Origin of the sequence: Ramlibacter sp. (genome assembly GCF_029866045.1) — a bacterium.
GTDB lineage: Bacteria > Pseudomonadota > Gammaproteobacteria > Burkholderiales > Burkholderiaceae_C > Ramlibacter.
Genome location: NZ_JARXAB010000078.1, coordinates 14077 through 28831 on the forward strand (window position 1 = coordinate 14077; position 14755 = coordinate 28831).

At 66.6% G+C, this 14755-nt stretch carries 13 protein-coding genes and 1 other RNA gene; 9 read left to right on the top strand and 5 right to left on the bottom strand.

The window, feature by feature from the left end; all coding sequences use genetic code 11:
• The first annotated feature begins 5 nt into the window (after positions 1-5).
• Genes QE494_RS08750 through QE494_RS08765 form a run of 4 tightly spaced genes read left to right on the top strand, consistent with a single transcriptional unit; the run spans position 6 to position 3971 of the window.
• Entirely contained in the window at positions 6-941 is a 936-nt protein-coding gene (locus QE494_RS08750; protein ID WP_300042546.1) for a hydroxymethylglutaryl-CoA lyase, read from the top strand.
• A gap of 42 nt (positions 942-983) precedes the next feature.
• Positions 984-2162 (top strand): acyl-CoA dehydrogenase family protein, encoded by a 1179-nt coding sequence (locus QE494_RS08755; protein WP_300042547.1) that lies wholly within the window; start codon positions 984-986, stop codon positions 2160-2162.
• 40 nt (positions 2163-2202) lie between these two features.
• Positions 2203-3510 carry an MmgE/PrpD family protein gene (locus QE494_RS08760; RefSeq protein WP_300042548.1) on the top strand — a complete coding sequence of 436 codons (1308 nt, stop codon included), beginning with the start codon at positions 2203-2205 and terminating at the stop codon, positions 3508-3510.
• Positions 3511-3563: 53 nt separating this feature from the next.
• The gene (locus QE494_RS08765) at positions 3564-3971 is read left to right on the top strand and encodes a thioesterase family protein (RefSeq protein WP_300042549.1); all 408 of its coding nucleotides are present in this window, start codon (positions 3564-3566) and stop codon (positions 3969-3971) included.
• A gap of 187 nt (positions 3972-4158) precedes the next feature.
• On the opposite strand, the gene QE494_RS08770 is transcribed toward QE494_RS08765, so the two are convergent.
• From QE494_RS08770 to QE494_RS08780, 3 genes are read right to left on the bottom strand one after another with little or no spacing between them, the layout of a single operon-like run.
• Positions 4159-5454, bottom strand: coding sequence for a TRAP transporter large permease (locus QE494_RS08770; protein ID WP_300042550.1), 1296 nt, complete (start codon positions 5452-5454; stop codon positions 4159-4161).
• Entirely contained in the window at positions 5451-5930 is a 480-nt protein-coding gene (locus QE494_RS08775; protein WP_300042551.1) for a TRAP transporter small permease, read from the bottom strand. The genes QE494_RS08770 and QE494_RS08775 overlap by 4 nt, the downstream gene beginning before the upstream one ends.
• A gap of 23 nt (positions 5931-5953) precedes the next feature.
• Complete coding sequence (locus QE494_RS08780) at positions 5954-6964, bottom strand: sialic acid TRAP transporter substrate-binding protein SiaP (protein WP_300042552.1); 1011 nt, start codon at positions 6962-6964, stop codon at positions 5954-5956.
• A 222-nt stretch (positions 6965-7186) separates the two neighbouring features.
• On the opposite strand from QE494_RS08780, the gene QE494_RS08785 reads away from it, so the two are divergent.
• A complete protein-coding gene (locus QE494_RS08785; protein ID WP_300042553.1) occupies positions 7187-8101 on the top strand; it encodes a dihydrodipicolinate synthase family protein in 915 nt (304 codons plus the stop codon).
• A gap of 15 nt (positions 8102-8116) precedes the next feature.
• On the opposite strand, the gene QE494_RS08790 is transcribed toward QE494_RS08785, so the two are convergent.
• Positions 8117-9814: an NAD(P)/FAD-dependent oxidoreductase gene (locus QE494_RS08790; protein WP_300042554.1), complete on the bottom strand. Its 1698-nt coding sequence runs from the start codon at positions 9812-9814 to the stop codon at positions 8117-8119.
• A 67-nt stretch (positions 9815-9881) separates the two neighbouring features.
• Here QE494_RS08790 and rnpB point away from each other — a divergent pair.
• An RNA gene (gene rnpB, locus QE494_RS08795) (RNase P RNA component class A) lies at positions 9882-10229 on the top strand.
• Positions 10230-10291: 62 nt separating this feature from the next.
• Here the strand turns inward: rnpB and QE494_RS08800 are convergent.
• Complete coding sequence (locus QE494_RS08800; RefSeq protein ID WP_300042555.1) at positions 10292-11926, bottom strand: MBL fold metallo-hydrolase; 1635 nt, start codon at positions 11924-11926, stop codon at positions 10292-10294.
• Between the two features lie 36 nt (positions 11927-11962).
• Here QE494_RS08800 and dapF point away from each other — a divergent pair, with 36 nt between their 5' ends.
• From dapF to QE494_RS08815, 3 genes are all read left to right on the top strand, one after another.
• Positions 11963-12862, top strand: a complete 900-nt coding sequence (gene dapF / locus QE494_RS08805) for a diaminopimelate epimerase (RefSeq protein ID WP_300042556.1) — start codon at positions 11963-11965, stop codon at positions 12860-12862.
• Positions 12863-12977: 115 nt separating this feature from the next.
• On the top strand, positions 12978-13676 hold the full coding sequence (locus tag QE494_RS08810; RefSeq protein WP_300042557.1) for a DUF484 family protein: 699 nt from the start codon (positions 12978-12980) through the stop codon (positions 13674-13676).
• Positions 13677-13777: 101 nt separating this feature from the next.
• Entirely contained in the window at positions 13778-14734 is a 957-nt protein-coding gene (locus QE494_RS08815; protein WP_300042587.1) for a tyrosine recombinase XerC, read from the top strand.
• Positions 14735-14755 lie beyond the last annotated feature (21 nt).

Below are 14755 nucleotides of genomic sequence, written 5' to 3' on the forward strand. Positions count from 1 at the left end.
AAACTATGGTGTTTTCTCCCATCGATGTGCGGGTGCGTGAAGTCGGGCTGCGCGACGGACTCCAGATGATTGCCGCCCAGGTGCCGACTGAAGTCAAGATTGACTGGCTGCGGGCCGAGTTTGCCGCTGGCGTGCGTGAAATGGAGGTCACCTCGCTGGTGCCTGCCAAGCTGATGCCGCAGTTCGCCGACGCTCAGGCCGTGATCGAGGCGGCCAAAGCGTTGCCGGGTCTGACGACTGTGGCCCTTGTTCCCAACCTGAAGGGCGCGCAGCGAGCGCTGGAGCTAGGCGTGGACAAGCTGGACTTTGTCATGTCTGTCAGTCGCACCCACAACCTCAAGAATGTGCGCCGTCCGCGCGAAGAGTCTCTCGCCGATCTGGTGCGCATCGTCCACGAGCGTGATGCGGCCGGCTTGAAGGGCAAGGTGCTCATCTCCGCGGGACTGTCGTCCGCACTGGGCTGTTCCTATGAAGGCCAGATCGAAGTCGACGAGGTACGCAGATGCGCAGCGGACCTGGTGGCTGCTGGCGCTGAAGAGGTCTTGGTGGCTGATACAGTGGGTTATTCCAATCCTCAGAAGGTGGAAGAGGTGTTCCGCGCAGTGATGCGTGAAACCGGCGATCTGCCGGTGGGCGCCCACCTCCACGACACGCGGGGCCTGGGAATCGCCAATGCGAAGGCCGCCTTCGACTGCGGCGTGCGCTTATTCGATGCATCGCTCGGCGGTCTGGGCGGTTGCCCTCACTCGCCAGGGGCCAGTGGCAATGTGGTGATGGAAGACCTTTGTTTCCTGTTCGAGTCGATGGGCCTGCGCACAGGGATCGACTTGGTCGCCTTGCTGGAGGTCCGACGGCAGGTCGCCGCCGCCTTGGGGGATGTGCCCATGTTTGGCGCTCTCTCACGCGCAGGCCTTCCCACGGGCCATCACGCGGCGGCCTGACTGCTCAACGCCCCCTTTTTTTCTTGCCTTAGTAGATTGCTCATGACACACACCGCAACCGTCACACTCCCAGGTGCCGACTACCCAGAAATTCGTGACGGGGTACGCCGTATTTGCGCCGACTTCCCCGGTAGTTATTGGCGTGAGTTGGACGAGCGGGACGCCTATCCCACCGATTTCGTTCAGGCCATGACCCAGGCCGGGTATCTGGCCGCGCTCATTCCGCAGGAGTACGGGGGCGCCGGCCTGCCGCTGCGCGCGGCTGGCGTCGTGCTAGAGGAAATCCATGCCTGTGGTGGGAACGCGAGCGCCACCCATGCGCAGATGTACACGATGGGCACGCTCTTGCGCCATGGCAGCCAGGCCCAAAAAGAGACCTATCTGCCGCAGATCGCCGCGGGCACCTTACGCCTGCAGGCCTTCGGCGTATCCGAGCCTACCAGCGGCACCGACACCACCCGCCTCAAGACGCGCGCGGTGCGTGATGGAGACTCCTACGTGATCAACGGCCAGAAAATCTGGACTTCTCGCGCATTGCATTCGGATCTCATGCTGCTGCTCGCTCGGACCACGCCCTTGGAGGAGGTCGAGCGACGGACCGACGGCCTGTCGGTGTTTTTGGTGGACATGCGCGAGACGGTCGGCAACGGCATGACCATTCGGCCGATCAAGGTCATGATCAACCACAACACGACGGAAGTGTTCTTCGACAACATGCGCATCCCCGCCAGCAGCCTGGTAGGTCAGGAGGGCAAGGGTTTGCGCCACATCATGGACGGCATGAACGCTGAGCGGATCCTGGTTTCGCATGAATCGATCGGAGACGCTAAGTGGTTCACCCGTGCCGGAGTCCGCTATGCCAATGATCGGGTCGTTTTCAACCGGCCAATTGGGCAGAACCAAGGCATCCAGTTCCCTATCGCCAAGGCCTATGCCGCTGCGCAGGCTGCCGAACTGATGGTTTGCCATGCCAGTGAAATGTTCGAAGCGGGAATGCCCTGCGGTGAGCAAGCCAACCTGGCCAAGCTCCTGAGTTCCGAGGCGGCCTGGGAGGCGGCCGAGGCCTGCATGCAGACATTCGGAGGATTTGGCTACGCGCGGGAGTACGACGTCGAGCGTAAGTGGCGCGAGTGCCGGGTCCAGCGCACGGCTCCGATCTCCACCAACCTCATCCTGTCGTATGTGGCCGAGCACGTCCTCGGTTTGCCGCGGTCTTATTGACATGGAATCGGTCGCGCCTCCTGCCGCGCCCTCTGCCGGTTTGACTGCCGGCCTTGCTGGCTGGGTGGCGCAGTTGCAGGTGGATCACCTGCCGCCCACTGCCCACAGCACCTTGCAGCGCGGGATGATCGACTGCGCCGGGGTGCTGCTGGCAGGGCGCGATGAGGAGGTCGTTCGCCACGCCCTGGCCCTGTTTCAGATCTTCCCCGAGCACCGTCCGGGTTTGAGTCGTGTGCTGGCGGACCGGGGATGGGCCGATGCAGCGCATGCGGCCATGATCAATGTGACAGCTGCCCACGCGCTGGACTACGACGACACTGGCCTAGATGGGCACCCCAGCGTCATCCTGGCCCCGGTGGTCACCGCATTGGCTGAGTCCTTGGGGTGCTCCAAAACGCAGGCCCGGTGCGCCTATGTGGCCGGGTATGAGGTATGGGCTGAATTGAGCGAGCGCGATGAGCCGCGTCACGGCAAAGGCTGGCATCCAACGGCCGTCTTCGGATGTGTGGCGGCTGCGGCCGCCACGGCCTGGATGTTGGGGCTAGACGCCGAGCGCACCCGGCATGCCTTGGGTCTGGCCGCCTCGATGTCAGCGGGCTTGGTCGGAAATTTCGGGTCCATGACCAAGCCCTTGCAGGTCGGCTGGGCGGCGCAGAACGGCATCCTCGCAGGCAGGTTGGCGCGTCAAGGCGTGACGGCCGCCGCTGATGCGATAGAAGGGCCGCGCGGGCTGCTGGTGGCGCTGTCGCCCGCAGGTCGGCCGCGTCTGGACGGGCCGCCAGAAGTGGGCATCCGCTGGCGAATTGAATCGTCTGGCCTCAATATCAAGCGCTATCCGATCTGTTACGCCTTGCACCGCGCCACCGATGCGGCGCTGCAGCTGCGCGAGCAACTGGCGGGCGCGACACCAGATCACATTGCCGTCCGCTTGGGCCGCCAGCAGGTCGGAATGCTACGCCCCGGGATCCCCGCGAGCGCCCTTGATGCCAAGTTCAGCGTGCCCTTTGCGATGGCCTGCGCATTTGCACGTGGTCGCGTCGGTCTTGCCGACTTGACGGATGACGCGGTCCACGACCCTGTCATACGGCAGTTGATGGAGCGTGTGGAGGTCCTTGTCTGGGACGCGGTGGATGCGACAGAGCCACTGTTCTCGCCGCATGACGAGGTCCTCGTCACGCTGGCGGATGGCCTGCAAGTCCGTTCGGAGCCCGTCACGCGGGCGCTGGGCCACGCGAGCCGGCCCCTGGACAACCAAGCCTTGCGCGCCAAGTTCCTGGATTGCGCAAGTGCCACCATGGCTCCAGAACAGGCTCAAGTCTGGTGGGATGAATTGTCGAAAGAAGATTAAAAAGCATGCAAGCGACCCCTACGCCCCCTGCGGTCCCTGCACGAACCGTGGTCATGAAGATACCGGTCGAGTTCGGCGACTGCGACCCGGCCCGTATCGTCTGGTTTCCCAACTTTTTCCGCTGGGTCGATGCGGCGTCGCGCAATTTTTTTGTGGAGTGCGGCGTTCCTTCTTGGGACGAAGCCGAGCGGATCTGGGGAGTCAACGGGACGCCGCTGGTGGACACCCAGGCGAGGTTCTTCAATACCGCCACCTACGGAGAAACGCTCGAAATTCACACCACCGTGACCGAGTGGCGCAACAAGAGCTTCGTCCACGAACACCGAGTCCAGCGTGGCGAAACCCCCATCATGACGTGCATTGAGATACGCGTATTTTCTGCGCCGAAAGCAGATGGTTCACGTGGCATTCGCGCCGTACCCATCCCCGCTGACATCCAGAGACTTTGCTCGCAGCAATAAAGCCCCGCGTTTCGCGCTCGAGAGCGTTTGCTAGCCCTGCGCTAATTCAGACGAGCCACTCGCGCGCCACCGCCTCGCCGACCTTGGTGCCATCCACCCCTGCCGAGAGAATGCCGCCGGCAGAGCCCGCGCCTTGGCCCGCTGGCTAGACGAAGAGCGCATCGCGGCGCTCCAGCAGCGGGGCTGATCACTTCAGGCCGTAGCCCATTGTCTGCGGCAGCCACAGCACGATCTGTGGAAACAGGGTCAGCGCCAGCAGCAACAGCAGGAGCATGACCAGGAAGGGCCAGCCCTCCTTCATCATCTCGCCGATCGGAATGCCTGTGAGTGCCTTGGTCACGAACAGCAGCATGCCGAAAGGCGGATGAATGAGGCCGATCATCATGTTGAGGACGACCAGCACGCCGAAGTGCACCAAATCAATCCCCAGCATCTTGACTGCGGGCAGCAGCATGGGCACAAAGACCAGCAGCAGCACCGATACGTCGAGGAAGCAGCCCAGCACCAGAAAGAGCAGATTGACCAGCAGCAAGAAGGTGGTGGGCGTCAGCTGCATGCCGCCCACCCACGCGGCCATGGCCTGTGGCACGCCCTCGGCGGTGAAGGCGTAGTTCAGGATGAAGGACCCGGCCAGGATCATGGTGATCACCGCACTGGCGCGCGTCGACTCCAGCACCACTCCCCAGAAACTGCGCAGATTCAGTGCACGGTAAACGACGGTAGCCAGCAACAGGGCATGGACGGCGGCAACCGCGGCGGCCTCGGTCGGCGTGAAGGCGCCCGAGTAGATGCCCCCCAGCAAGACGATCGGCATCGACAGCGGCAGTGCGCCGCGAAACAAGATGGCGGGCCATTCCCGCAGCGGAACCGGTTCGTCGCGCGGCATGTTGCGCCGGACCGCGATGACGTGCACCACCAGCATCATCAGCAGCGCCATCATCACGCCTGGCACCACGCCCGCCAGAAACAGTGCCCCGACCGAGGCGCCTGAGACCAGGGCATAGATCACCATCGGGATCGAGGGCGGGATCACCGGCCCCAGCGTGGCCGACGCCACCACTACCGCCGCAGCGAAGCCCCGGCTGTACTCGGGTTTGCGCAGCATCTGCTTGATGGTCACCAGGCCAGGCCCCGCGGCGTCGGCGATGGCGCTGCCGCTCATGCCCGAAAACACCACCGACACCAGAATGTCCACCTGCGCCAGTCCGCCTCGCATCCGGCCGACCAGGATGCGGCAGAAGTCAAAAATACGTTCGCTCACCGTCCCCGCGTTCATGATGTTGGCGGCGAACACAAACAGGGGCACCGCCAGCAGCACATAGCTGTTGTACAGGCCGTTGCCCACCTGTTCGGCCATCAAGCCCAGGTCCTGGCCTTTGGCGATCAGGTAGCTGATGCCGGCGGCCAGCATGGAAAAACCGATCGGCATGCGCAGCAGGATGCCGCCGGCCAGCACGCCGGCCAGGATGTACAGGGGATTCATACCCGCAGCTCCGCTTCCAGCCCCCGCCCGCGCAGCGCCTGCCAGACGGCCCATGCCGATCGCAGGGCCAAAGCCACCAAGAGCAGCACGAAGGGCATGAAGACCCACATGAAGGGCAGCCCCAGGACCGGCGTTCCTTCCCGCGACATGAAGGTCACATAGTCCCAGGTGGCCGGCAGGGCCCACAGGGCCAAGCCGCCGATCACCGAGTGGCCAACCACCGCCATCACCTGCTTGCCGCGCCGGCCCACACTGTTCCAGAGCAGGTCGAACACGACATGCTCACGCTCGGGCACCATCATGGCGGCACCCCAGAGAATCACCCAGACATACAAGATGACCGCCGCCTCGTCGGTCCAGGCCAGCGGCTTGTTGAATCCGAATCGGGCCGTGATCTGCACCAGGAACACGACGAACAAGGCCAGGAACAGGCCGCCGCCGACCCCATTGGCGAACCGCTGCAGCCAGGTCCTCATGCGGAGAGGTGCTTGTCGCCGGTTCAGCGGGTGTTGTTGATACGGTCAACCAGCCCCTTGGGCCAGACCTTGGCGTACTCGGAGTTCTGGTAGGTCGCCTGGACCGCCTTACGGAAGGCGTCGAGGTCGGGGTTGGTGACCTGCAGGCCTTCCTTCTTGAAGAAGTCCACGATCTGGGCTTCTTCCTTGATGCGGTTCTCGTTGTTGTACTGGGCTGCCGCATTGGCTGCAGCGGTCACCTTGGTGCGCTGGGCCGGCGTCATGGCGTTCCAGGCCTTGTTGGAGACGGCGATGAAGATGCCGTCGACCAGGTGGTTGGTCAGCACCAGCTGCTTGGTCACCTCGTAGAACTTGGCAGCGCGCACGGTGGGCAGGGGGTTGTCCTGGCCGTCGATGGTGCCGGTCTTGAGGCCCAGGTACACCTCGCCGAAAGCCAGTGGCGTGGGCGTGGCTCCGAGAGCCTCGCCCAGGAACAGCCACTCCTTGGAGCCAGGCATGCGCAGCTTCACACCCTTGAGGTCGGCCGGCGTCCTGACGTTGCGCGCCTCGCGCAGGTTCACCTGGCGGGTACCCAGGTAGATGGTGGACAGCGGGCGTACCTCCATCTTCTCGACGACAGACTTGAACAGCTCCTCGCCGATCGGGCCGTTGAACACCTTCTGCTGGTGGGCCGGGTCGCGAATGATGTAGCCCGCGGTGAACACCGAGAACTCGGGCACCAGCTTGGCGATGTCAAAGGCCGAGATCGAGGACAACTCCAGGTTGCCTCGCGCCATGGCGGCCGGTTCCGTGCCCTGCTTGAACAGGGTGGCGTTGAGGTTGATCTGCACATCGAACTCGCCCGGCGCGCTCTTGTCCAGGGACTCCTTGAACACCGTCCACATCTTGGCGTGCCAGTCGTCTGGCACCGCGGGGGTCGAGATACGCAGGAGCACCTTGCCAGCGGATTGCGCATGGGCGGCGGGCAGGCCGGCGGCCAGCAGGGCCAGGCCGGCGGCGCCGGCGATCAGGCTGCGGCGAACGAAATGCTTCATGGGGTCTCCTGTTCTTGGTGGGGCGAAATGTCCGGTGTGTCCGTTGTATCCGATTTATCCGATTCACCCGGTGCGCCGGTGCATGCCGTCTGCCCGGGGTTTGGGGCCGGATCGTAGGCTGACCCGCGGCAGATTCCCATTGGGCCAAACCCGCGTGGCGATCCGGCCGATTCACGCGAGGATCGAGGCCTTGCCCTCTCAGACCCTGATCATCCCGTGACCGTGAACCGCCCTCCGATGTCCGGCATCTGGCCGGCCCTGATGACACCCCTGCGTCCCGATCTCTCGGTCGACCATGCCACCTTCGTGGGCCATGCCCGCGACCTGATCGAGGCCGGCTGCGCCGGCGTCACCCCGTTTGGCACCACGGGGGAGGGTCCTTCGTTCTCGGTGCAGGAGCGCATCGACGCCGTCGACGCGCTGGTGCGCGGCGGCGTGCCGGCCTCCCGCATCCTGGTGGCCACGGGCTGCGCCGCCTTGCCCGATGTGGTGGCCTTGACCCGCCATGCCACCGACCTGGGGGCTGCCGGCTGCCTGATGTTGCCGCCCTTTTTCTTCAAGGGCGTGCCCGACGCGGGCATCGTCGACGCCTACCGCTGGGTCATCGACCAGGTGGCCGACCCGCGGCTGAAGGTGATGCTCTATCAGTTGCCCCAGGTCACCGGCATGACGCTGGACCATGATGTCATTCGCACCCTGCTGGCGCTGTATCCCGACACTTTCATCGGCCTCAAGGACAGCTTCTGCCAGCGTGAGCACTCCCTGGCCTTCGCCCGTGCCTTCATGCCGCCGCTGCAGGTTTGGGTGGGTAATGAGCTAGATATTCCGGCCCTGGCCGCCGAGGGCACGCTCGGTGCCGTGAGCGGCATTGCCAACCTCATGCCGCGTCTGGTGCAGCGCCTGGTGGACGACCATGCCGGCGCGCAAACGGCGGGCCGGCTCGCGCGCATTCAGGAACTTCTGACCATCCTGGGCGGCTACAACATGACCGCCGCCTTCAAGGGCCTCATGGCCCTCAAATCTGGCCATGAGGGCTGGCTGCGTGTGCGGCCTCCGTTGGTGGCACTGGACGCGACGGAGCGCAAGCGCTTGCAGGCGCAGTGGCAGGCCTTCGGCCTAGACCCGGCGCGGGAGTAATCGCCCGGGCGCTACTCAGGCGGCCACGGCCAGTCGTTCGCGTGCCACCGCCTCGCCGACTTTGATGCCGTCCACCCCTGCCGAAAGAATGCCGCCGGCATAGCCCGCGCCTTCGCCCGCGGGGTAAAGGCCGCGCAGGTTTAGGCTTTGGTAGTTGTCGCCGCGGGTGATGCGAAGCGGCGCCGAGGTCCGCGTCTCCACCCCGGTGAGCACCGCGTCGTGGCGGTCGAAGCCGGCGATCTTGCGGCCGAAGAGGGGCAGCGCTTCGCGCATCGCTTCGATCGCGTAGGCGGGCAGTGCCTGGTGCAGGTCGCCGAGCTTCACGCCGGGCTTGTAGGAGGGCTGCACCTCGCCGAATTCGACGGAGGGCCGGCCGGCAATGAAGTCGCCCACCAGCTGGCCGGGGGCCTCATAGGTCGAGCCGCCCAGCACATAGGCGCGCGACTCGAGCTCGCGCTGCAGGCGCATGCCCGCCAGCGGGTCGTCGCCGGGGTAGTCGCGCGGGTCAATGCCCACCACGATGCCGGCGTTGGCGTTGCGCTCGTTGCGCGAGTACTGGCTCATGCCATTGGTGACCACCCGCCCGGTCTCCGAGGTGGCAGCCACCACCGTGCCGCCCGGGCACATGCAAAAGCTGTAGACGGCGCGGCCATTGCTTGCATGGTGCACCAGCTTGTAGTCGGCTGCGCCCAGCAGCGGGTGCCCGGCATGCCGGCCCCAGCGGGCGCGGTCGATCATGCCCTGCGGATGCTCGATCCGAAAGCCGACCGAGAAAGGCTTGGATTCGAGGAAGATGCCGCGCGTGTGCAGTTGCTCGAAGGTGTCGCGCGAGCTGTGGCCCAGGGCCAGCACCACCTGGTCGGCGCGCAGTTCAGTCACCTGCCCACTGACCTCGCCGCTCGACTGATCGAGCACCCTGAGGCCTCGCAGGTGCCGGTTGTCTCCCTCTCCCTCGATGATGAAGTCGATCACGCGCTGCTGAAACCGGACCTCGCCACCCAGGGCGATGATCTGCTCGCGCAGGTTTTCCACCACCTTCACCAGCTTAAAGGTGCCGATGTGCGGGTGGGCCGCGTAGAGAATCTCTTCTGGTGCGCCAGCCTTGACGAATTCATCCATCACCTTGCGACCCAGGTGGCGCGGGTCCTTGATCTGGCTATAGAGCTTGCCGTCGGAAAAGGTCCCTGCGCCACCCTCGCCAAATTGCACATTGCTCTCAGCTTGCAAAAGATTCTTGCGCCACAGGCCCCAGGTGTCCTTGGTGCGCTGGCGCACCGCCTTGCCGCGTTCGAGGACGATGGGTCGCAGGCCCATTTGCGCCAGCACCAGGGCGGCAAAGATTCCGCAGGGGCCAAAGCCCACCACCACCGGCCGCGGTGCTTGCGGGTGATCCAGCGCCCAAGCGGCAGCGGCCTCCGGGGTGAGCGGCGCGCGCCATTCCATGTCGGGCGTCATGCCGACATTCGGCCGGCCCGCCAGCTGCTGCAACACCGCGGCCTCCTGCGACGGATCGGCCAGGGTGATGTCGACGATGAACACCGCCATCAGCTCCGCCTTGCGGGCGTCGAAGCTGCGCTTGAAGACGTGGATATCTCCCAGGGCCTCGGGCGGTAAGCCAAGGATGCCGCAGGCAGCGGCGCGCAGGGCGACTTCGGTGGATTCGGGCGACTCGGCCTGGGCCAGGGTCAGCTTGATTTCGGCGATGCGAATCATGGATCTTGCGGGCGTGTAGTTATCACGCCAAAGCTCATGAGGGGATGGAAGGGATAATAACGCCCGTGGAGCCCGCCAGACCGCCGCTGGTGCAAGGCCCGAAAGGGCGCACTGGAGGAACGTCCGGACTGCAAAGGGCAGCGTAGCAGCTAACGGCTGCCCACCGTGAGGTGAGGATCAGAGCAACAGAGACGAGTCGCGTCGGTTCGCCGCCCGCAAGGGGGGCAGCAGGCGCGGGTGAAACGGGCAATCTCTACGCGCAGCAATACCAAATAGGCCAGCGTTGATCTGTGTCCCGGGGAGCTGGCGGGTAGGTAGCATCGAGCCGTTCCGGCGACGGGCGGCCCAGAGGAATGGCGGTCACGCCGTGGGCAACCACGGTGCACAGAATCCGGCGTACCGGCGGACTCCACACTTTATTCAACGCCGTTTTTTGGCGCCGTTCATTCAGCGCAATTTGCTCACCGCTGCTTGGGCTCAGCGGTGCAACCCGAGCGTCTCGATGCGCGCCACATGCGCCATCAGTGAGCGGCGCGCCACCGGCCACAGGGCCTCGGGCGTATCCGCATAGGCCATTGGCACCCACTTGTCCGGGCCGCCCTCGGGCTGGGCTCGCATCGCCTCCAGTACCCGCGCCTCGCGCGCCAGCCTGTGAGCCTTCAGCCGGGCGATGGCGCCCGGTGCGTCGGCCATCACATGTCCGTGGGCCGGCAGGATGAAGTTCAGGCCCAGCGCGCCGCACAGCGCGTGCAGCGTGTCCAGCGAGTCGATGTAGGCGCTCATGTCCCCGTCCGGCAGGCCCACCACCGTGGTGCTGCCATTGAGCACATGGTCGCCCGAAAACAGCAGACCGTCTTCCTCCAGCGCCAGACACAGGTGGTTGGCCGCATGGCCCGGCGTGTGCACCACCCGCAGGGTGTGGCGATGGCCGCCGCCCTCGAGCACCAGCTGCTCGCCGTCGGCCAGTTCGCGGTCCGGCGTGAAGGCCCAGGCGGGCAGGGCGGTGTCGCGCGAGGCCAGGCCCAGCACAGGCGGCCGGCCCGGGCAAAGCGCCTGCAGTGGGCGGGCGCCGGGCGAGTGGTCGGTGTGGGAGTGGGTGCAGACGATCAGGCGCACATCGCCACCGGTGGCGGCGGCAATACGGGCAATGTGGCCGGCGTCGTCCGGGCCCGGGTCGACCACCAGCCAGCCGGTGTCTGGGCCCCCCACCAGGTAGGTGTTGGTGCCCGGTCCGGTCATCATCCCCGGGTTGGGCGCGGTCAGGCGCTGCAGGTGTGCCAACAGGCGCACCGGTCGCTCGTGCTGCCAGTCGAGGTCTGGGACGATCTGACCGTCGGGGCTGACCAGGGCCAGTTCACCAAAGGGCAGGTCATGGTCCATGAAGTGCTGGCGCTTGCCCTTGACCTGGCCGGGCCGGGGGCAGACGCTCCACAGCGGCTCCTCGCTGGCGCAAGCCGCTAGCACTGCCTCGGCGTCAGTCTGCTTGGCCAGCCATTGCAAGGTCCGCACGGTCGGGAAAATCATCGCGAGGTTGCCCGCCTGGTGCCGCGTGAGCGCGTCCGCCGGCCGTATCCAGATCGGCTCGAACTGCTCGGCCTCGTCAGCCACGGGCTCTTGGTCTGGCGGCATGCGCGCCACCAGGAAGAAAGTGTTGAAGCGCTTGGGGTTGTCGCGGGTGGTGATCCAGCGGGCCAGCAGGAAGACCTCGTCGGCCGGCAAGGTGAGCCCGCGGGCGCGGCACTGCTCGGCGAAGGGTGCACGCCGGTCCATCGCGAGTATGTCTTGGGCGTTGGCGGCTCGCCCGTCCGGGTGACGAGCCAGCAGCACACCGAGCTCCTCGAAACTCTCTCGGATGGCGGCAACCGCGTGGGTCAGGGCTGCGTCGTCCTGCCCGGGCCGGCGTTGGGCGATGTCATGGCAAGTGGCGTCTTCCGGGTCCACCGCCCCGCCTGGGAACACATGGACACCGGGCACAAAGCTGGCCGTCGCGGAGCGGCGCGTCATCAGCACCTCCAGCCCGTCGGGGCCGTCCCGCAGCAGCAAGAGGGTGGCGGACAGGCGCGGCGCGACGGGTTCGCGCTGCGGATGAAGCAGAAGGTGAGGCCGGACCATCGTGGAATTACATCATGGCTGCCGGATAATCCCGCCATGCGAATCCGCTTCACCAAGATGCAGGGCGCGGGCAATGACTTCGTCGTGCTTGACGAGACCGGCGGCCGCCTCGGCCTCACCCGTGCCCAGTACCGCTGGCTGGCTGACCGCCATTTCGGGGTCGGGGCCGACCAGATCCTCAGCGTGCGGCCCTCGCCTGCGGCAGGCATCGACTTCGAGTACGCGATCCATAACGCCGACGGCGGCGAGGTGGAGCATTGCGGCAATGGCGCACGCTGCTTTGTTCGCTATGTAGTCGATCGCGGCCTCACCGACAAGCGCCGCATCGCGGTCAAGACGGTCAACAACCTGTTGCATCTCGAGCTGCTCGCCGATGGCCGTGTCACCGTGGACATGGGCGCTCCGCGCTTTGGCCACACCGACATCCCCTTCGACCCGGCCGCCCTGCCCGCCGCCGCCCGGCAGGAGGCGCAGGGATGGCAGCAGTGGGGCATTCCCCTCGAAGGCCGCACTTGGCCAGTGGCGGTGCTCTCCATGGGCAACCCGCATGCGGTGCTGCTGGTGCCCGACGCCGAGGCCGCGCCGGTGGCCCAGGTGGGCGCGCAGATCGAGCGCCACCCGGCTTTTCCGAACAAGGTCAATGTCGGCTTTCTGCAGGTGCAGGGCCGCGGGCAGGCCCGTTTGCGGGTCTGGGAGCGCGGCGCCGGCGAGACCCTGGCCTGCGGCACCGGCGCCTGCGCCGCGGTGGTGGCCGGTATCCGCCTGGGCCAGCTCGATCGCCAGGTCGACGTGCAGACCCATGGCGGCATGCTCACCATCGAATGGAACGGCGAGGGCAGCCCGGTGCGCATGACCGGCCCGGCCACCACGGTTTTTGAGGGCGAGGTTGAGGTTCCGCACACGGACGCTTCCTGTGCGGCCGCGGCAGCTTCCTGAGCCCGCGCCCTGCTGGCCCCCCACAACCCGAACCCGCTCGAGCCCGAACACGCTTTGCCCCGACCCATCACGACGCCAAGCCCCCACCACCTGCGACCCTGAGGCGACACACGACATGACCACCGACCCGAACGCGATGAACCCGATCACCGAAGACGATATCGCCCATTACCTGGCGAGCAGCCCCGAGTTCTTCCATCGCCACGCCGAGCTGCTGTCGGCGGTGCAACTGACCAGTCCGCACGGCCAGCGCGCGGTGAGCCTGCAGGCCCGCCAGGCCGAAATGCTGCGTGACAAGATCAAGGTGCTCGAGCTGCGCATCATGGAAATGATCCGCGCCGGCAGCGAGAACATGGTCATCTCCGACCGGCTCCAGCGCTGGGCCCGCCAACTGTTGCAGGTGCCCACTCCGGGCGAGCTGCCGGCGGCCATCGTGGCGGAGATTCGCGACCAGTTCATGGTGCCGCAGGTAGCGCTCAAGGTCTGGGATGTGAGCGCCGCCTACCAGGGCGCTGACTTTGCCCAGGGCGCCAGCGCCGACGCCCGCACCTTTGCCTCCTCCCTCACCCAGCCTTATTGCGGCGTCAATGCGGGCTTTGAGGCCTTGCAGTGGCTCGAGGAGCCCAAGGCGGTGCAGTCCCTGGCGCTGATTCCGCTGCGCGAGGGCCCGGTGACCGAGCCCACGCCGGCCTTTGGCTTGCTGGTGCTGGCCTCGCCCGATTCCCAGCGCTTCACCAGCGGCATGGGCACCGACTTTCTCGAGCGCATCGCTGAACTCGCCAGCGCCGCCCTGGCCCGTCTGCGCCAGGAGTAAGGCGTCAGGAGCGAGGCCCCATGAAAACAGGCCGTCCCCGCGCCGGCACGGCCTCGGCGGGCCGGGCTGAGTCCGCAGGCGCAAAAGCGCCGGCGTCAGCGCTGTCCACCCCGCTGACCCCTCCCGCGCCCGACCCCCTGGCCGAGCGCTACCTCGAGCATGTGCGCGTCGCCAAGCGCCTCGCGCCGCGCACCGTCGACCTCTATGCCGGCGACCTGCAGCGCCTGGCCGCCCATGCCCGCGAGGCCGGCGTCGAGCTGTTGCGCGTACAGCCGGCCCATGTGCGCCGCTGGATTGCCCAGATGCACGGCGGCGGTCGCAGCGGCCGCGGCATTGCCCTCATTCTTTCGGGTTGGCGGGGCTTCTACACCTGGCTGGGCCGCGAGGGCCTGGTGCCGGCCAACCCAGTCACCGGCGTGCGAGCGCCCAAGTCGCCGCGCCCCTTGCCCAAGGCCCTGAGCGTGGACGACTCGGTGCAACTGGCCGCCTTCCGCGACGCCAGCGCCGACCCCTGGACCGAGGCGCGCGACGTGGCCATGGTCGAACTGCTTTACGGCTGTGGCCTGCGGGTGGGCGAATTGGTCGGTCTGGACATCGCTGCGTCCGCCATCGCGCGCGGCTGGGTCGACGCCCAGGCCGGCGAGGCCCAGGTGCTGGGCAAGGGCAGCAAGCGCCGGGGCGTGCCGGTCGGCACCAAGGCCCTCGAGGCCCTGGCGGTCTGGATGGATCTGCGCAGCCAGCAGCCCGCCCGGGTCGCGGCGGGGGAGGATGCGGCCTTGTTCCTTGGGTCGCGCGGCAAGCGGATCAGCGCCCAGGCGGTGTGGAAGGTGCTGCGCCAGCGAAGTCTGCGTGCCGGCCTGGCCATGCCGGTGCACCCCCACATGCTGCGCCACTCCTTCGCCAGCCATGTGCTGCAGTCCAGCGGTGACCTGCGGGCGGTGCAGGAGTTGCTAGGGCATGCCCAGATCTCGACCACCCAGGTCTATACGCGCCTGGACTTCCAGCACCTGGCCCAGGCGTACGACGCGGCCCACCCGCGCGCCCGGCGCAAGAACTGAGGCCGACGCCGGCCCAACTGC